We start from the raw sequence: 17,382 nt of genomic DNA on the forward strand, positions 1-17,382 counted from the left end.
ATTTATGTTCCACGGAAGAACAAATTCGCACGTTGATTTATGTGATCTACGGAACACGGCGGACGTGCGGCACTCACCAAGGGCGGTCGGCGAGGGCGGGGCATGCGACGTATGAGACCTGGGCGACAGCGAGCGAGCGGTTGGTGAGTGGTGGCGGTCCGCGGCACTCGTCTGACCGGAGATCCGGGTCAGCCGGCGGCGAGCAGGTGCGGATTGTCGGTGGTGATGCCGTCGACGCCTAGGGCCACGGCTTGGGCCAGGGTGTCGCGGTCGGGGACGGGCCAGGCGGTGACGGAGAGGCCGGCGGTGTGGAGTTCGGTGACGCCGGACGGGGTGAGGCCGGTGATGCCGCACAGGGACCAGGTGGCGCCGGCCTCGCGGGTGCGGGCGATGACTTCGGGGATCTCCGGCGTACGGCCGAAGATGTGGCCCGTGGTCACGTCCGGGAAGAGTTCGCGGATCGCCAGCAGGATCTCCGGATGGAACGACGTGACGAGCGTCCGGGCCGCGAGCGCCGGCGAGGACTTCAGCGACTGAGCGAGCAGCGGTACGGCGCCCTCGGCCTTGATCTCCGCCTGGATCCGGACGTCGACGGCAGCGACCGTCTCCGACCAGGTCGGGATCTGCTCGCCGAGGCCGGCGTCCAGCGCCCGGAGCTCCGCGAGCGTCAACGACGCGACCTCGCCCGACCCGGAGGTGGTCCGGTCGACGGCGGCGTCGTGCATGATCACGAGCTCCCCGTCGGCACTCACCCGCAGGTCGAGCTCGATCTCGTCGCAGCCGTCCGCGACCGCCCGCCGGAACGACCGCAGCGTGTTCTCCGGCTCGGTCCCCAGCGCACCGCGATGTCCGGTGATGATCACAGCACCTTCTCCTCGTATTGCCGCTTGACCTCGGTACCGATCGCCTCGAGCCGCTTGGCGACCGACCCGAACACCTTCTGCGGCTTGGCGTTGTCCGCGTAGATCTGCTGCAGCCCGGTGTAGATCTGCACGTTCGCGTTCCGCCCGTACAGCCGGATCGCGTCCTGCTGCCGCGCATTCTGCAACTGCGCGATCGCCACCCCGTAGTTCGGCTGCTCGGCGATGAGCTTCTTCAGGTCGGCGTCCTCGCGGGCCTTGTTCACCACCGGAAGGTAGCCGGTCTGCGTTGTCCACCACGCCGAGTTCTCCGGATGCGCGAGGAACTGCAGGAACGTCGCCGCGGCCTGCTTGCGCTCGTCCGAGATGTTCCGCAGCATCCCGATCCCGCCACCGCCGGTCGCGAGCCCCGACGCCACCTCGGAAGGGATGAACCCCGCCCCGACCTTGAACTTCGCCTTGCTGCTGATCGTCTTCATGCCACCGGTCGATTCCTGGATCACCGCGACCAGCCCGTTGGCGAAGTCCGTACTCGGGCTGCTCGCCATGTACGCCGCCCCGAGGTCGTGCACCATCGACCGCTGCCACTCACCGGCCGCGACCGCACCGGCCTCGTCGATCGTGACATCGAGGCCCTTCGAGTACGCGCCGCCGAACTGCCACACGTTCCCCTGGAACTGCCAGTCCCCGTCGATCTTCGCGAACGCGATCGTCCGCAGCGACCGCCCGCCGGACTGCACCTTCGCCAGCGACGGCACCCACGACCGCAGCTCGCTCCACGTCCGCGGCGCACGATCCGGCAGTCCGGCCTTCTCGAACGCGTCGCGGTTGTAGTACATGATCGGCGTACTGCGGGCGAACGGCACGGCCCAGCTCTGCCCCTTCACGACGTACTCGCCGAACAGCTTCTCCTGGTAGACACCGGGCCCGAAACCGTCGTTGAAGTAGCCGTTCAGCGGCTCGAGCGCATCGTTCAGGAAGAACCGCTCCCAGGTGACGTCGGACAGTACGGCGAGATCCGGCGCCTGCTTCGCGACCAGCGCGGCCGCGACCTTCTGCGCCACGTCGTCGTAGCTGCCCTGGAACTGCACCTCGACGTACACGCCGTCCTGCGAGTCGTTGAACTTGGCAACGAGCTTGTCGACCGCCTTGCCGTTGACACCGCCGTACGGCGACCAGAACACAACTCGCGTGCGGTTCGCGTACTGCTTGGGCACCGCGCCGGCCGGCTGCGAGTAGACCGCGTCCACCGACCGGTACCCGCAACCCGCCAGCGTCGCGCCGGCCGCGAGCCCGAGGAACATCCTGCGCTTGAGCATCCTCATCCCTTCAGAGCTCCCTGGGTGATACCGCCGACGATGTAGCGCTGGGCAATCAGGAAGATCACCAGCATCGGCGCGAGCACCAGCAGCGTGCCGGCCATGATCGTGCCCCAGGCCGCGAGACCCTCCTCGTCCTTGAGGATCAGCAGCCCGACCGGCAGTGTGCGCATCGAGGCGGTGTTGGTGACGATCAGCGGCCAGACGAAGTTGTTCCACTCCTCGACCGCGGTGATGACCACGACCGTGATCAGCATCGGCTGCGACATCGGCAGGACGACGCGCCACAACGTGCGCAGGTGTCCGGCACCGTCCACGGCGGCCGCATCGGTCACCTCGGTGGGCAGCGTGAGGAAGTGCTGGCGCATCAGGAACGTCGCGAACGCGGACCCGATGCCGGGGATGATCAGCCCGGCGTAGGTATTGATCCAGCCGAGCGACGCGACCGTCAGGTAGTTCGGCAGCAGCGTCACGTGGCCGGGCACCATCATCGCGCCGAGCACCGCGAAGAAGAGGATCTTCTTGAACGGGAAGCGCAGGTAGGCGAAGGCGTAGGCCGTCAGCACCGCGTTGATCACCTTCAACGCCGTACCGACCACTGTGATGATCGTGGAGTTCAGGAAGAACCGGTCGAACGGCGCGGCCTTCCAGGCCAGGCTGAAGTTCTCCCAGGTCAGATGCGGCCACCAGGCCGGTGGCCACTGGTAGATCTCACTCGGCTGCTTGAACGCCGTGGACAGCAACCAGTACAGCGGTCCGAGGAACACGGCCGCCACACCGATCAGTACGACGTACTGGATCGCGCGGACCTTCATCGGTAATGCACCCGCCTCTCCATCACCTTGGCCTGCACCGTGGTGACGACCAGCAGGATGACGAACATGATGATCGACAGCGTCGCCGCGCGGCCCGCGTTGAACGCCTGGAAACCTTCGTTGTAGATCGACCAGCTCAGCGTGGTGGTGGCATCACCAGGGCCGCCACCGGTCATCACCGCGATCACGTCGAAGGCCTGGAACGTGCCGATCACCGTGGTGATCAGCAGGAAGAAGGTGATCGGGGCAAGCAACGGCAGCTTGATCGCCCGGAACCGGGTCCAGGTCGAAGCGCCGTCGATCGCGGCCGCCTCGTCGAGATCCTTCGGCAGGCCTTGCAGACCGGCCAGGTAGATCAGCGCAGCGAAGCCGATGTTCTTCCACAGGTAGACGATGACGAGCCCGGGCAGCGCCCAGTCGGAGTTGTTCATCCAGTCCGGCGGCTCCGCGCCGAACGGCTCGATCAACGCACGCATCAGGCCGTACCCCGGGTCGAAGATGAACGCCCAGATCGTGGCCACCGCAGCGCCGGACAGGATGTGCGGCGCGAACGCGATCGTCCGGACCGCGCCCCGGCCCTTCAGCGGCAGGTTGAACAGGAACGCCAGCGCCAGCCCGATGACCAGGCTGCCGACCACGATCAGACCGGTGAACACGACCGTGATCCACAGCGTCTTGTGGAACGCCGGGTCGGTCAGCGTGCGGCCGTAGTTCGCGAGCCCGATGAACTTCGGCCGGGCGGCGATCATGTTCCAGTCGGTCAGGCTGAGGAACGCGTTGTAGATGATCGGCCAGTACGCGAAGACCGCGATCACCAGCAGGTTCGGCGCGACCAGCAGGGCGAACAGCCCGTACTCGCGGCGGCGCCGGCGTTTCAGCTGATCGTTGCCATCAGCAATTGTTCGTGCGTCCGGATGCGTCCGGGCCGGCAGGTCTACTACCGTCACACCGACCTCCTAGGGGTTGTGACCAGGTCGAGCAGGGGCGCGGCCAGGGAGGGAGCGGCCGCCAGGATGCCTTGTGGGAAAGCCGTTCCGGGTCCGCGGACCACGGTGGCTCCGGCTTCGCGGGCGATCAGTGCACCGGCCGCGACATCCCAGGGCTGGATGAGGTGCTCGTAGTACGCGTCCGCCGTACCGTCCGCGACCGAGCACAGGTCGAGGGCGGCCGATCCACCACGCCGGATGTCGCGTACGGCGGGCAGCAGGTGCTGCAACAGCGCCGCCTGTTCGGCGCGCCGCTCGGGCAGATACGAGAATCCCGTGCCCACCAACGCCGTCTCCAGCCCGACCTCCCGCAGCGGCCCGAGCCGACCCTCGCCATACCAAACCGTTTGGTATGGCGAGTCCGTGCCTCCATACCAAACCGTTTGGCATGCCGAGTCGACCGCGCCATTCCATACGGTTTGGTATGGCGGCGGCGCGATGGTGCGATGGGCGCCGCCGTGGCGGGTGGCGGACCAGGTGGTGCCGGTGCGGGGCTGGTGGACCGCGCCCGCGACGGCGCCGTCGGAGTCCTCGACGGCGATGGAGACGCACCAGTCGGCGCGCCCGTACAGGTAGTTGACCGTGCCGTCGAGCGGATCGATCACCCAGGTCAGACCAGTGGTGGACGGGCGGGAAGCGCCTTCCTCGCCCAGCAGTCCGTCGCCGGGGCGGGCGGCGGTGAGGCCGTCGGTGATGAGCTTCTCGGAGGCGCGGTCGGCCGCGCTGACCGGGTCGCTGACCGAGGTTTTGGTTTCGACATCGACGGCGTCGATCGAGAGACTCTGCTGACGGGCCAGGAGCTCCTCGCCCGCCGCGATCGCCAGCCGGACGGCCAGTTCGCGCAGGTCAGCGGGTGTCGTTGAGGCGGGCATGCCGGTGAAATTATCACCGCTTGATGGTTACGTATAGAGAATCACTGTGATTTTCTCACGAAAATCACATCAAGAAGCAGAATCGTTGCGATCCCCCCGACCAGCAACCCGAGCCGGTGCAGCCCGGCGTCGGTCGCCGGCCCCGCGAACACCAGTGCGATCGCGGCCGCCGCGAGGTTCGCCCCGACGTACTGCGAGGTCCGGAACAGGCCCGCCGCGGCGCCCGCGACCTCCGGCGGGGCGGCCCGGTAGACCGCGAGCTGGTTGCCCAGTCCGTTGAAGCCGTTCGGTACGCCGAGGATCGCGCTGATCACGACGAGCACGGCGATCGACGTACCGGCGTGTACTCCGAACGCGAGCGCCGCGCCGCCGACCAGCAGCCCGGCCGAACCGATCATCAGCAGCAGCCGGTCTCCGTGCTTGCGGGCGAGGCGGGTCGCGATCGCGACCGTAATTGCGCCGAGCGTGGCGATCGGGAGGACGACCAGGCCGACCCGTGTCGGGTCGAGGCCGCGGGCCTGCTCAAGCCAGCCCGGGAGGCCGTAGAAGATCGCGTAGAAGGCGACATACGTGAGCATCGTGCGGAGGTAGCCGATGGACAGCGGCGCGCTGCGGGCCAGCAGGCGTACGTCGACGAACGGGGTCGTGGAGCGCCGCTCCCACAGGATGAAGAGCGCGGCGAGCGGGACCGCTGCGGCGAGCAACCACCAGTTCGGATTGGTGGTGAGCGAGAGCAGGACCAGCATCAGCGCGGTCATCGCGAGTGTGAACAGAAGCAGGCCGGCGAGGTCGATCTCCCGCCAGAGCTTGCGGCCGTCATCCGCAGGCCGAGGTGGATCCTTGGGCACCAGGCGGAGTACGGCGATGCCCGCGACCGCGGCGACCGGGAGGTTGACGAGGAAGATCGCCTGCCAGTCGAACGAGCCGACCAGGAAGCCACCGACGCTCGGGCCCAACGCGGCTGAGGTTTGCGCGAAGACGGAGAGCAGCCCCAGCGCGCCGACAGCCGAGGCCTTCCGCCGATCGGCGATCCGCCGGATCATCGCAACACCCGAGGGGAACTGCGCGCCGGTCCCGATTCCGAGCAGGACCCGGGCGACGATCAACCACCCGAGGCTCGGCGAAAGTGGAGCCAGCGCCGACACGACGGCCACGAGCGCAAGTCCGGCGAGGAACACGCGACGGGCACCGACGAGATCAGCCAGCCGCCCGGCCGTCGGCGCCGAGACCGCCGTTGCGAGATACAGCCCCGAGACCAGCCACTGCGTCTCGGTCCCCGCGTGGAAGTCCGCGCCGATCGCCACCAACGCGACCGCGATCATCGAGGAGTTCAACGGCTGCAACAACGTGCCAAGCCCCACCGAAGCGGCGTACCGCGCCGGCAGGCCGCCCGGCTCGTCGGTCCGAACCGCCTCGCGTTCCTCGACCGCCTTGGTCACTCGACAACCTCCGACAGCTGGTCCATCAGGTGGGCGGCGAGGTGGAGGAGTTGTTGTTCGGTGGGGGTGAGGGTGGCTTCCATGGCTTTGGCGAGGAAGGTGTCGCGGCGGCGGCGGTCTTCGCGGACGAGGGTGGCGCCGGCTGGGGTGATCTCGAGGAGGATCTGGCGACGGTCGGCAGGATTATCAGCACGGCTGATGAAACCGCTCGAGACCAGGTCGGTCGTCGCGCGCATCATCGTCTGCGGGGTGACGCGCTCGGCGGCGGCCAGGTCCGCGTTCGTCATCGCACCTTCGCGTTCCAGCCAGCCCAGCACGTTGAACTGGGAGTAGCTGAGCTCGCCCTCGGGACGCTCCTGCCGCAGCCGGCGGACCAGCCGGAACAGGCTGGTCCGGATCTCGTGGGCAGCAACATCCGATGTACTCATACCATCAGCATAGCTGATGGTTTCAATCGTCGTCGTCCTCCCGCAGTCGCACCCCGGTGACCCCGTCGAGGTCGTCCAGCGCGAGCACCAGGTGCTGCAACGGCGGCCGCCCGGTGAACCGCATCGACGCCCGTACCTGCGGCCGCGCCCCGTCCCGGTGCACCTCGGTCCCGAGCACCGAGGCCTCGAACCCCATCGACGTAGCGGTCGACAGGATCGTCCGCAGTACGCCGTTGCCGTCGTCGTACCGCACCGTGACGATGCGCCGCCGGTCCGGCGAGGGCAGGAACCGGCCGAGCCGGGCGAACGGGCCGACCGCGACCAGGTGCAGCAGCGTCGCGGCGACCGCGAGCACCGGCATCCCGGCGCCGCAGGCCATCCCGATCGCGGCCGTCATCCAGATCGTGGCCGCGGTTGTGAGCCCGCGGACCACGTCGCGGCGCATGAAGATCACCCCGGCGCCGAGGAAGCCGACGCCGGAGACGATCTGGGCCGCGATCCGGGACGGGTCCAGGTTGACGTCGGTCCCGAGGACGGCGCTGAAGCCGAAGCCTGAGACCAAGGTGAACAGCGCGGCGCCGGTGCCGACCAGCGTGTGTGTCCGCATTCCGGCGCTCTTCTGCCGCATCTGCCGCTCGATGCCGATGATCATCGACAGCACGAACGCGATCAGCAACAGCAGCAACTCGGTCCAGGTACTAGATGTTGCCAGTTTCATGGTTTGTACCCTGTGCCCCGCCTAGGCGGAGACCAGTCCCACGGGATCCTTTCCGGACAGGAAGGCTGCCACCGCCTCGGCCGCGATCGAGCCCGCACGATGGGCGGTTTGCCGAGTTGCGCCTGCGAGGTGGGGTGTCATCACGATATTCGGCGCGGTCAGCAACCGCGACCCGGCGGGCAACGGCTCGGCCGGGAACACGTCGAACGCCGCTGCCCCCAGCTGCCCCGACTCCAGCGCGTCCACCGTTGCGTCGTAGTCGAGCAGACCACCGCGCGCTGTGTTCACGAGTACGGCGCCCCGCGGCATCGACGCCAGCTGTTCCGCACCGATCATGCCGCGGGTCTGATCGGTCAACCGGGCATGCAGACTCACCACGTCGGACCGCCTGAGCAGCTCGTCGAGTTCCACCAACTCGATGCCGTCCGGCGCCTGCTCGACGTACGGATCGGCGACCAGGACATGGGCGCCGAAGGCAAGCATCACCCGCGCAACCCGTTGCCCGATCGCGCCGTACCCGACCAGCCCGACCGTGGATCCGTCGAGCTCGACACCGCATTCGTCGTACGCGTAGAGATCGGAGCGCCACTCGCCCTGCTCCAGCGTCCGTTGCAGCCGCGGAAGGTTGCGCAGGGCACCCATCATCAACGCGACCGCGTGCTCCGCGGCCGCCACCGCGTTGCGCCCGGGAGTGGACGCCACCGCGACCCCGCGCTTCGCCGCAGCGGCGACGTTCACGTTCACGGGGCCGCCGCGGCAGACGACCAAGTACCGCAGGTCGGGTGCGGCCTCCAGCACGCGCTCCGTGAACGGCCCCATCTGCGTGACCGCGAGCTCGACCCCCGCCAGCGCCTCGATCAGCTCGTCCTCCACGTCGCTGGCCTCGTCCACCTCGGCGACCCGCCCGTACGGCGTCAGCGGCCAGGGCAACGTGACCTCACGAAACTCGAACGCGACGTCCGGGATCGCGCCGAGCGCCGCCGCGAGCAGGTCGTTGCGGACGAAGTGATCGCCGGCGAGCAGCGTCTTGACGGTTCTCATCGATCTCCTGTGAATGTGGGTGCTGGGTCGGACCAGCGTGGGCGGGCCGCCTCGATGCGGCGCAGGTAGTGGGCGTATCCCTCGGCGTAGAACTCAGCTCGGGCCGGATCCGGGTCGACCTGGCGGGTCTCGGCGATCCACTCCGCTCCGGCGCTGTCCGGGTCGACGGCGCGTCGGGCACACATGACCGCACCGCGCGCGGCGACCTGTTCGGCCTCGGCGGTGTGCAGCGGCGCGTTCAGTACGTCGGCGAGGATCTGGGTCCACTCGCTGCTCCGCGCACCACCGCCGCAGACCGTCACGCGCCCGGTCCAGCCGGCTGCGTCGAGGCAGTGGCGAGCGGCGTACGCGATCCCTTCGCAGGTGGCGCGGACGAGGTCGGCCGTCGTCGTGGCCAGTGAGATGCCGTCGATCGTGCCGCGGGCGCGGGTGTCGACGAACGGCGCGCGTTCGCCGGCCTCGGACAGGTACGGCAGGACCGTGACGCCGGATGCGCCCGGTCGGCTGTCGGCGAGCAGCGACGGGAGGTCATCGGTGCCGACGCCGACAAGTGCGAGCACGCGATCGAGAGCGGCCGTACCGACCATGGCAGGCATGGCACGCAGCCAGACGCCGGGCGTCCAGGTGCCGAGGAACAGACCGGCCGGCTCGCCGTCGACCGGCAGTTCACGAGTGACTACTTGGCACGCCAACGTTGTACCGACGGTCAGGAGCGCATCACCGGGCTCGGTCACGCCAGCACCGGCGGCAGCAGCCGGGAGGTCGTACGGTCCGGCAGACACCCTTGTCCCGGCGGCCATCCCGGTCGAGTCGTCACGTAGCTCGCCAACCGGCCCGCCGGCAGCAACCGGCGCCAGCAATCGACGTACCTCCGACAGCCCTGTCGCCGCCAGCGCATCCTCGTCGTACTCCCCGGTCCTGGGATCGAGGAACGGTGCGGACGCGTCCGACACATCCGTCGCGCGCACTCCGGTCAGCGCCTGCATCACGACGTCCTTGCAGTACGCCGCCGTACCGGCCCGATCGATCACCTCAGGCTCCTCCGCGCGTACGGCGGCCAGCAGCGGCCCCGACGCACCGGGGAACATCCGGTTGCCGGATCGCCGGAACACCCGCTCGGCGACACCGTCCGTCGTCCACTGTTCGAGGATCGGGCTCGACCGCGCGTCCAGCCACGAGATCGCCGGGCGGACCGGCGTACCCGCGTCGTCGACCAGCCAGAGGCCGTCGCCCTGTGCGGTGATCGCCAGCACGCCGGGCCGATTCCCGACCGTACCGGCCAACTCGCGGACAACCTCGTTGACCGAGGCAACTATCTCCTCGGTCTCGTGCTCGAAGCGCCCGGTACTGCGATGCACCAGGCGTGTCGGCCGGGAGGCCTCGGCCAACGGGCGGCCGCCGGCGTCGAAGGCGACCGCCTTGGTCACGGTGGTGCCGACGTCTACTCCGACGTCCATGAGCCCCCTCCTCAACGCTGCAGCTGAGCTGCAGCGTTCATAGTTTGGCTACCTCCACGGTGGCGCCGTGGTCGCGCAGCGGTTTGATCAGGTCCTGCGGGGTCTTCTCGTCGACGATGACGACGTCGAAATCGGTGAGCGGCGCGAGCCGGTGCAGGGCGGTGCGCTGCAGCTTGGCGTGGTCGACCAGCAGCACCTTGGTCCTTGCCGAGCGCAACATCGCCCGCTTCACCAGGACGATCTCCTCCTCCTGGTGGAACGCGTGCGTCGACGACACCGCCGACACCGAGCAGAACAGCAGGTCGGTGTGCAGCGCCTCGACGGCCTCGGCACACGGCATCCCGCCGAACGAGTCGTGGGTCGCGGAGTAGATCCCGCCGAGGGCGAGCAGCGTGATGTCGCGGAGCTGGGACAGCCGGGTGATCGCGGGCAGGAAGTTCGTTGCCACGGTCAACGGTGTGATGTCCTCGATCAGGTCGATCAGGGCCAGCGCGCTGGTCGAGTCGTCGAGCATCACCGACATCCCGGGCTCGATCATCGCCCGCGCGTGCCGGGCGATCGCGGCCTTCTCCGCATGCGCGGTGTTCAGCCGGTACGCGACGTTGCTCTCGAACACGCTGGTCGGCTGCGCGCTGACGCCGCCGCGGTACTTGCGGACCACGCCCTGCCGCTCGAGCTCGTCCAGGTCGCGGTGCACCGTCATCACGCTCACCCCGAACGCCTCGACCAGGTCGTTGGCCGAGACCGAGCCGTGCTTCACGACGTACGCCGCGATCTCGGCCTGCCGGCGCGCGGGCCGGCTCAGTTCGGTGGTGTCACCATCGACTTCCGATGTCATTGCCAGGTCTCCAAACGTAGTGCTGGAACGTTGTACGCCTCGAGACCCACTGTGCCGTCCTGCCACCGGAAACGCACCAGCGCCGCGGGACCGAGTGCAGGTAGCAGTCTGCGGTAGTCGTTCAATCGCAGTCCGAGCACCCTGCACACGAGCAGCCGGATGAGTGTGTTGTGTGCGACGACGAGGACCCGCTGGCCCTCGTGCCGCTCGGCGATCTCCGCGACGACCTCGTGCACCCGGTCGGCCGCGTCGGCGGGATGCTCACCACCCGGGAAGTGGTCGAGCACCGGGTCCAGCGCGAACGCCTTCGCCACCGCCGGGGGCAGTTCGCTGAGCATCTTCCCCTCGGCCGAACCGAAGTCGACCTCCCGCAGCCGCGCGTCCAGGGTCGGCTCCAAGCCCAGGGTCTGGGCGACCGGTCCGATCGTCTGCCGCGCTCGCAGCATCGGCGAACACCACAATGCGTCCGGCGCGTAGTCCAGCGCCCAGTCCTTGAGTTGCTGCGCCTGTTGTACGCCGACCTCGTCGATCGGGAGGTCCGTCGAACCGGTGTACCGGTTGCCGTGATGCCATTCGGTCCGGCCGTGGCGGGCCAGGACGATCGTCGTTCTCATCCGCGGTACCCCCGGCGATCGAGCTCTGCGACAAATGCGCCGTACAAATCGTCGAGCCGTTGGCCGGCTGGTTCGAGCACGCGATCCACGCGGACCATGCGGCGCGCGGTGCCGGTGAGGTCGGTCCCGCCGGACGCAGCCAGGATTGCCATGCCGTACGCCGGATCTGGTACAGCCGGAAGCTCCACCGGTACGCCGAGTACGTCGGCGCGGAGCTGGTTCCAGTAGTCGCTCCGCGTGGCTCCCCCGGTGAGCGAGACCGAACGGACCGGGTCGGCGCCGAGCGTCTCGAGGTGCTCGAACGCGAGCCGCTCGATGAACGCAACGCCGTGCAGTACGGCGACGTACGTGTGCACGTCGTCGGGAGTGCTGCCGAGGGTGAAGCGCTCGGCTTGCGGCGCGACGAAGGGGAACCGCTCGCCGGTCTTGGTCAGCGGGTACGTCACGGCGTTGATCGGAGCTGCGGAGCGGGCGGCGTTGCCGAGGGCGTCGAGGTCGGCTCCTGGGAGGAGCTCGCTGAGTACGCCGGCGCCGCTGCTCGACGCGCCACCGGGGAGCCACCCGCCGTCGGGATGACGATGGCTGTAGACGGCTCCGGTGGGGTCGGTCAGGAGGTCCTTGCTGACGCCCTTGAGGACAAGCGTCGTACCCAGGACGGAGTTCCAGGCGCCCGGGCTGAGCGCGCCGGCGGCGATCTGGGCGGCGCAGCCGTCCGTCATGCCGGCGTGGACAGGTACGCCGGCCGGGGTGCGGCCGAGCTCCGTCCCGGGGCGGACGACCTCGGGGAACGCCGACAGCGGCAGACCGAGCTTGTCGAAAGCAGCGGTCGGCCAGGCCTCGGCGACCAGGTCGTACCCGGTCTTGAGCGCATGGCTGGTATCGGTGGCGACCGGATGGCCGACGAGGTGGGCTGCGACGAAGTCGGCGCTGTGGACGACCCGGCGATCGGCGAGCTCGTGACCGTCCGCGACCAGGTCGAGGATCTTCGGGAGGGCCCAGGTCGGCTGCATGCTCGTGGACCAGCGGTCCGGGTCGGCGTCCACGATGTGGTCGCGACGGGCGGCCGCGCGGGCGTCGTCGTACATCAGAGCCGGGGTGACCGAGCGGCCAGCGCGGTCGGTCAGGAGGAAGGTGCCGGAGGTCGAGCAGATCGCGATGCCGTCGAGCCCGGCCGCTCCGACCTCAGCCAGGACCGCGTCGACGGCATCGAGCCACGCCTGAGGGTCCTGCTCGTGGCGGACGCCGTCACGGTGGCTGGTGAGCGGACGGGTTGCCCGGGCCAGCACCTGGCCCTTGGCATCGGCCAGCACGGCACGCACACTTTGCGTGCCGAGGTCGAGACCGATCCAGCCCACGAAGCCCTCCCAGGTGAGTGTTATCTAGGTTGATAACATAACACCAGAAGGCGATAAGAACGCGCCAGCCCCCTGACCGAACGCGGACACAGCACGGCTCCCGCAGCCGGTCGGCATGCGGGAGCCGGGATGGACGATCAGGAGTGCATCAGCACCAGGGCCGGGTCGACCGTCGCCAGCTCGAGGCGGCCGGCGTCGACCGCGCCGTACGCACCGATCGGGCCGCTGCTGCGGCGGCCGTTGCGGTTGGTCCAGAAACCCCAACCGGCCGGAGCGTCGGGCCAGGCCGGGTCGGGCTCCCAGCCCACCGGCGGGCGCCAGGTGTCACTCGGTGGTTCAGGCCAGTCGGGTGGAGCGTTGAACTTGTGCACGAGCGGTCCCTCCGGATTCCCCAGCGATCCGCTGATTCGCGAACTGCCTGACAGATCAACGAGCTGGCACGCCGAATGTCACGGATAAATCTTCGTAAAGTTTCATCCGGCACACGGCCACCTATCTCACCACCAGAACCCCACCCCGGCAACCGCTCTCTCACTGGCCGGACTGCACGTGCATCCTCACCGGCATTAGTTGCCCCCTCCACAGCCGACGCCCAGGTTGTCCACAGCAACCGTCCACATATCCACAACTAGACCCCTTTATCCACAGCCTTTTCTGTGGACACACAGCGTGTTGGTGGACTACTCGCACGCGACCCCGTCGTTGTCGCGGTCGAGATGTGCGGCGTACCCGGGGTCGCCCCGGTACAACGGTGCTTTGCCGGCTGCCCGGACGGCCGCGCAGTTGGCGTAGTACACGCTGGTCTCCGGTGGCTTTGTCTTCGTGGGTTCGGTGCTCCGGGTGCTCTGCACCAGCGGCACCGGCGCGGTGGTCTTCGTCGTCCGCCGCGTCGGCGGCGGCGCGACTGTGACAGTCAGCGCGGGCAGCGGCGGCAGCGTGACGGTTGCCGTCGGCCCGGGAACCGTCTGCTGCACGGTGACTGGTGCTCCGGCCGCTGTCACCGTCGTGGTCGGGCCGGGGACGGTGACTGTCGTCCCAGGTGTCGACGACACCGCCGCCGGGCTGTTGCTGCCACCGATCGCCGCCAGGATGACGATGAACGCGACCGCACCCGCGGCCCAGCCGGCGATCAGCTTGACCGGCGGCTCGGCGCCGTACCGTCCGTTCGGTCCGCGGGCGCGCAGCCCTCGCGCGTTCAGCCAGAACGCCCACCCGGGTGGCGCCGGCGGCCAGGACGGGTCCGGTTGCCAGCCGGGCGGCGGTTCCCAGTTCGGCTGCGGCGGCGCCGGCCAGCCTGGTGGTGAATTGAAAGTTGCCATGGTGAGTTCCCCCCTCGGGGGTTACATCCAGTCACCGTGACGTTGTGTTACATCTCGAAGAGACGGGCGTGCGCCTTGGTGTGGTCGGTGAGGGAGCGGGCGATCGAGTAGCCGAGGGAGCGGTAGGCCTCGAAGTCCCATTCGTCGTAGGACTGGTCGCCGGTGGTGCGGCGGGGGAAGTCGTCGTGCTCGACCGCGTACTGCTCCAGGTCCCACTCGAGGTGGCCGGCGAGGACGGCTTTGACGAAGAACACCTCGGTTGTGCAGGGCTTCTCCTCGCCGTCCTCCCGCGGGTGGGTGGCGACGCCGTAGGCCCAGGCGCGGTCGGCGCGGGGCTTGGTGCCGCGGATCATCGGGGACGGGTCGAGGTCGACCTCGATGCCGTGGTCCATCCGGGCGGTCGCGATCGCCTCGGCGAGGGCGGTGAAACGATCCTCGACGTCGTTGGACGCGTCGATCACGATCACCTGCGCGGGCTTGCGGCGGAGCGCCTCGACCAGGCCGAGGTTGTCGTAATGGCCGCCGTCGGTCACGTAGATCCGGCGTTCGTACATCGACGGCGACCCGACCGCCTCGTGCAGCAGCCGGTACGGTCCGGGCTTGTCGATCACGCTGCCGACGTACCGCCGTACCTTCGGGACGAAGCCGTGGCGGTCCGGGAACGCGGCCTCGGCGCGGTTGTTCCAGTACGGGTTCGGCAGCCAGACGCCCAACCGCGCGTTGAGTACGGCGAGCAGCAGCCGCACCGGCCTGGTCCGCGCGTTCGCCCGGCCGGTGAGCGGGCTGAACGCGGCCCCGCTGATCGCCATCGCGGCCGGCACCGTCACCTCACGCTTGAGTACGTCGGCCTCGCGCTCGTAGTCGTCGGTCACCCGACGGCCGCCGTCCGGCAGCGACCGATCCCCCACGATCCCGATCTGCTCGGGGTCGAACACGAACGGCACGCAGTCCCGCTCCGTCGGTACGAAGTCCGGATCGTCGACGTTCGCGACCCCGGCGATGACCAGCTGCGGCCCGCCGGCGACCGGCTTGGCCCAGTCCGAGTACCGCAGCCGCAGGTGGTAGTCGAGCGCGACCGCGGCGCCGTTCTCCTTCCGCGTCACCAGGAACGCGCGCGACAACCGCTCCCGGTAGAACGAGTGCAGCGAGGTCCGGTTCGCGTCGGTGAGCAGCTTGATCGCGAGCGCGATCGCGGCCAGCACCAACGCAACGTTCCAGTCCTCCTGGTACGACGGGTCGGTCGCGTACCCGCCCGTCCAGCGGAGCAGAACGATGATCGCGGCAACCACGATGATCGCGCTCCCCGCCCACGGCGCCAGCTTGGTCCGCGCGAACACCAGCAGCCGCTGGCGGAACCCGGTCGCGGCCTCGACCGTCAGCCCGTTCCACACCGACTTTCCGAGCCCGATCAGTACGACGACCAGCGCGCCGAACGAGGCGACACCCTGCTTCGTTGGATCGACCAACGCCAGGAGCAGTGACGGCAGATCACTCGATCCGTCCGGGATCTTTCCCAGCAGATAAAGGCCTCCCGGCACTCCGAGCAGGAGAACCGCGACGGGTACGCCGTACCGCAAGGTGAGGTTGCCGATCCAGTTGAGGATCATGCGGACGCTGTCGGGCATCCGCGCCCAGCGGTCCCAGACCTTCTCGATCAGGAACATCAGCGCGCTGACCGCGAGTAGGAAGACGGACAGACCGACGAAGTACCAGGAGTCGTCCGGCCGCCAGTCCACGTGCAGCCCTGACGTAATCACCTTCTGGTCCGCGAGGAACCAGCCGAGCACCCACGCGATCGCTCGCAGCATGATGCCGATCAGCAGCAGGTTCACGACCAGGCCGAAGAGCACCGACAGCGCCGCGCGGAACATCGCCCGGCCGCCCGACAGCAGATACCGCGTCTGCCGGCGCAGGCGGGCCAGCTCGGGCGATCCCGGCGAGAACGGATCCGCGCAGGTACGACGGAGTACGTGAAACGCGGCCGCCATGTAACCGCCGCCGCTCACGCCGATGACCGTCGACGCCTTGTCGTACAGCTCGCACTCGCGCAGCAGTTGCAGCGCGCCGAGACAGAACGAGGCGGAGCGGATCCCACCGCCGGAACAGGTGATGACGAGCCGGCCGGCGTCCTTGTTGTCGCGCTTGGCGCGCCGGAACGTCGCGGGCGAGGCGGGCTCCACGCCGTACCACTTCCGCTGGCCGAAGCGGCTCGTCGCGAGGAGGCAGACCGCGAGGATCACTGCGCCGACCAGGAAGGTTGCTCGCATCAACCAGGTCAGCCAGCCGGCCGAGAGATCCGCGCACGGGCCGGATCCGAAGTCGCTCCAGAGCCGGATGTCCTCGGCGACGTCGAGTGCGGCGGCGAGCAGGACGAGCCAGGAACCGACGGCCGCGATCTGCGTCCAGGACTGGCGATCGAGGAACTTGACGTATTTGTACGCCCGGTACGCCGCGTAGATGTACGCCATGATGAACGTCGCGTCGAGAAGGAGCGACAGCCGCGCCGGCGCCGCGCAACCGAGCGGCGCACCGGCCGCCTGGCCGACCGCCGAACGCATCGGGGCCTGCACGATCGCGAGGATGATCGCGAGCTGGAGTGTGCTGGTAAAGGTCCGGCGGCGGCCGACCTGCTCGATCGTCGCGTCGCCTCTGGTGCCGTCAGATTCACCGAGCATCGCCCTAGTCTGACGGTCCGGGGGATCAGGCGGCGACGGTCTCGCTGATCCGGGACGGAAGCGTGCCGGCGGCAACTGCCTGGTCGAGCGCGGCGAGCTGGGAGCAGCCGAGCGCGATCGCCTCGGCCTGGGTCCGGCAGCCGTCGGCGTACCAGTAGGGATCGTCCGGCTGACGATCGTCGGCGTCGTCGATGTCGGCGTACCAGCCGTCCGGCCGGTAGTGCACGACCCGCACCTTGAGCTTCATGTGCGGTGAGACGCCATACCTCACCCCCGGGTTCCTTTCGACCCAGATCGAAAGGGTGCTGGACAAGGAACTGCAGGTTCTACGGTCGGCGTCAGAACCCCCGTCAGCAACGAACGCTCACGAAAGGCAGACAGTTATGGGTAGCTGGGGACAGAACCGCAAGCAGCGTCGTCTGGAGCAGGCGGTCGACTCCGCGAACTCGCGCGTCGAGATGGCCAAGGAAGGCCAGCGGGACGCGCAACGCCTGCGCGGCATGCCTGGCTCGAAACAGGCGATCAAGACCGCGGCGAGCCAGATCCATTCCGCCCAGCGGGACGCGAAGCGGGCGCAGAAGAAGCTCGACAAGCACGAGCGCGGCTGATCGAGGGGTCCGGGCGGCGGACCCATTCGATCTTTGTT

Annotated in this window: 18 protein-coding genes; 1 reads left to right on the plus strand and 17 read right to left on the minus strand. The window is 68.8% G+C overall.

Annotated elements, in window-relative coordinates:
* Positions 1-188 precede the first annotated feature (188 nt).
* The 17 genes from ABT313_RS39325 to ABT313_RS39405 all read right to left on the minus strand — a co-directional run bounded on the left by ABT313_RS39325 (position 189) and on the right by ABT313_RS39405 (position 17,007).
* A complete protein-coding gene (locus ABT313_RS39325; RefSeq protein WP_350865051.1) occupies positions 189-863 on the minus strand; it encodes a glycerophosphodiester phosphodiesterase in 675 nt (224 codons plus the stop codon).
* Positions 860-2,179: an ABC transporter substrate-binding protein gene (locus ABT313_RS39330; RefSeq protein ID WP_350865054.1), complete on the minus strand. Its 1,320-nt coding sequence runs from the start codon at positions 2,177-2,179 to the stop codon at positions 860-862. The genes ABT313_RS39325 and ABT313_RS39330 overlap by 4 nt, the downstream gene beginning before the upstream one ends.
* 2 nt (positions 2,180-2,181) lie before the next feature.
* On the minus strand, positions 2,182-2,994 hold the full coding sequence (locus tag ABT313_RS39335) for a carbohydrate ABC transporter permease (RefSeq protein WP_350865058.1): 813 nt from the start codon (positions 2,992-2,994) through the stop codon (positions 2,182-2,184).
* Positions 2,991-3,941, minus strand: a complete 951-nt coding sequence (locus tag ABT313_RS39340; protein ID WP_350865061.1) for a carbohydrate ABC transporter permease — start codon at positions 3,939-3,941, stop codon at positions 2,991-2,993. The genes ABT313_RS39335 and ABT313_RS39340 overlap by 4 nt, the downstream gene beginning before the upstream one ends.
* Positions 3,938-4,852, minus strand: coding sequence for an inositol monophosphatase family protein (locus tag ABT313_RS39345; RefSeq protein ID WP_350865064.1), 915 nt, complete (start codon positions 4,850-4,852; stop codon positions 3,938-3,940). The genes ABT313_RS39340 and ABT313_RS39345 overlap by 4 nt, the downstream gene beginning before the upstream one ends.
* A gap of 41 nt (positions 4,853-4,893) precedes the next feature.
* The gene (locus ABT313_RS39350; protein ID WP_350865067.1) at positions 4,894-6,291 is read right to left on the minus strand and encodes an MFS transporter; all 1,398 of its coding nucleotides are present in this window, start codon (positions 6,289-6,291) and stop codon (positions 4,894-4,896) included.
* Positions 6,288-6,719 carry a MarR family winged helix-turn-helix transcriptional regulator gene (locus ABT313_RS39355; protein WP_350865070.1) on the minus strand — a complete coding sequence of 144 codons (432 nt, stop codon included), beginning with the start codon at positions 6,717-6,719 and terminating at the stop codon, positions 6,288-6,290. The genes ABT313_RS39350 and ABT313_RS39355 overlap by 4 nt, the downstream gene beginning before the upstream one ends.
* A 22-nt stretch (positions 6,720-6,741) precedes the next feature.
* The gene (locus ABT313_RS39360) at positions 6,742-7,437 is read right to left on the minus strand and encodes an MgtC/SapB family protein (RefSeq protein ID WP_350865073.1); all 696 of its coding nucleotides are present in this window, start codon (positions 7,435-7,437) and stop codon (positions 6,742-6,744) included.
* A 21-nt stretch (positions 7,438-7,458) separates the two neighbouring features.
* A complete protein-coding gene (locus ABT313_RS39365; protein WP_350865076.1) occupies positions 7,459-8,478 on the minus strand; it encodes a 2-hydroxyacid dehydrogenase in 1,020 nt (339 codons plus the stop codon).
* Positions 8,475-9,935, minus strand: coding sequence for an FGGY family carbohydrate kinase (locus ABT313_RS39370; RefSeq protein ID WP_350865079.1), 1,461 nt, complete (start codon positions 9,933-9,935; stop codon positions 8,475-8,477). The genes ABT313_RS39365 and ABT313_RS39370 overlap by 4 nt, the downstream gene beginning before the upstream one ends.
* A 37-nt stretch (positions 9,936-9,972) precedes the next feature.
* Complete coding sequence (locus ABT313_RS39375) at positions 9,973-10,773, minus strand: DeoR/GlpR family DNA-binding transcription regulator (protein WP_350865082.1); 801 nt, start codon at positions 10,771-10,773, stop codon at positions 9,973-9,975.
* Positions 10,770-11,387: a histidine phosphatase family protein gene (locus ABT313_RS39380; protein ID WP_350865085.1), complete on the minus strand. Its 618-nt coding sequence runs from the start codon at positions 11,385-11,387 to the stop codon at positions 10,770-10,772. The genes ABT313_RS39375 and ABT313_RS39380 overlap by 4 nt, the downstream gene beginning before the upstream one ends.
* Positions 11,384-12,742, minus strand: coding sequence for an FGGY-family carbohydrate kinase (locus tag ABT313_RS39385; protein ID WP_350865088.1), 1,359 nt, complete (start codon positions 12,740-12,742; stop codon positions 11,384-11,386). The genes ABT313_RS39380 and ABT313_RS39385 overlap by 4 nt, the downstream gene beginning before the upstream one ends.
* 137 nt (positions 12,743-12,879) lie before the next feature.
* A complete protein-coding gene (locus ABT313_RS39390) occupies positions 12,880-13,113 on the minus strand; it encodes a hypothetical protein (protein WP_350865091.1) in 234 nt (77 codons plus the stop codon).
* Positions 13,114-13,422: 309 nt separating this feature from the next.
* On the minus strand, positions 13,423-14,061 hold the full coding sequence (locus ABT313_RS39395; protein ID WP_350865094.1) for an excalibur calcium-binding domain-containing protein: 639 nt from the start codon (positions 14,059-14,061) through the stop codon (positions 13,423-13,425).
* A gap of 47 nt (positions 14,062-14,108) precedes the next feature.
* Complete coding sequence (locus ABT313_RS39400; RefSeq protein WP_350865097.1) at positions 14,109-16,736, minus strand: patatin-like phospholipase domain-containing protein; 2,628 nt, start codon at positions 16,734-16,736, stop codon at positions 14,109-14,111.
* Positions 16,737-16,761: 25 nt separating this feature from the next.
* Positions 16,762-17,007, minus strand: coding sequence for a hypothetical protein (locus ABT313_RS39405; RefSeq protein WP_350865100.1), 246 nt, complete (start codon positions 17,005-17,007; stop codon positions 16,762-16,764).
* Positions 17,008-17,119: 112 nt separating this feature from the next.
* On the opposite strand from ABT313_RS39405, the gene ABT313_RS39410 reads away from it, so the two are divergent.
* Positions 17,120-17,344: a hypothetical protein gene (locus ABT313_RS39410; protein WP_350865103.1), complete on the plus strand. Its 225-nt coding sequence runs from the start codon at positions 17,120-17,122 to the stop codon at positions 17,342-17,344.
* Positions 17,345-17,382: the final 38 nt, after the last annotated feature.

This window comes from Kribbella sp. NPDC000426 (genome assembly GCF_040300265.1).
GTDB lineage: Bacteria > Actinomycetota > Actinomycetes > Propionibacteriales > Kribbellaceae > Kribbella.

Excerpts from the sequence above, each read along its gene's own strand:
- ABT313_RS39330 (WP_350865054.1), bottom strand. The coding sequence starts at position 2,179 with ATGCTCAAGCGCAGGATGTTCCTCGGGCTCGCGGCCGGCGCGACGCTG.
- ABT313_RS39335 (WP_350865058.1), bottom strand. The coding sequence starts at position 2,994 with ATGAAGGTCCGCGCGATCCAGTACGTCGTACTGATCGGTGTGGCGGCC.
- ABT313_RS39345 (WP_350865064.1), bottom strand. The coding sequence starts at position 4,852 with ATGCCCGCCTCAACGACACCCGCTGACCTGCGCGAACTGGCCGTCCGG.
- ABT313_RS39355 (WP_350865070.1), bottom strand. The coding sequence starts at position 6,719 with ATGAGTACATCGGATGTTGCTGCCCACGAGATCCGGACCAGCCTGTTC.
- ABT313_RS39360 (WP_350865073.1), bottom strand. The coding sequence starts at position 7,437 with ATGAAACTGGCAACATCTAGTACCTGGACCGAGTTGCTGCTGTTGCTG.
- ABT313_RS39365 (WP_350865076.1), bottom strand. The coding sequence starts at position 8,478 with ATGAGAACCGTCAAGACGCTGCTCGCCGGCGATCACTTCGTCCGCAAC.
- ABT313_RS39370 (WP_350865079.1), bottom strand. The coding sequence starts at position 9,935 with ATGGACGTCGGAGTAGACGTCGGCACCACCGTGACCAAGGCGGTCGCC.
- ABT313_RS39375 (WP_350865082.1), bottom strand. The coding sequence starts at position 10,773 with ATGACATCGGAAGTCGATGGTGACACCACCGAACTGAGCCGGCCCGCG.
- ABT313_RS39380 (WP_350865085.1), bottom strand. The coding sequence starts at position 11,387 with ATGAGAACGACGATCGTCCTGGCCCGCCACGGCCGGACCGAATGGCAT.
- ABT313_RS39395 (WP_350865094.1), bottom strand. The coding sequence starts at position 14,061 with ATGGCAACTTTCAATTCACCACCAGGCTGGCCGGCGCCGCCGCAGCCG.
- ABT313_RS39400 (WP_350865097.1), bottom strand. The coding sequence starts at position 16,736 with ATGCTCGGTGAATCTGACGGCACCAGAGGCGACGCGACGATCGAGCAG.
- ABT313_RS39410 (WP_350865103.1), top strand. The coding sequence starts at position 17,120 with ATGGGTAGCTGGGGACAGAACCGCAAGCAGCGTCGTCTGGAGCAGGCG.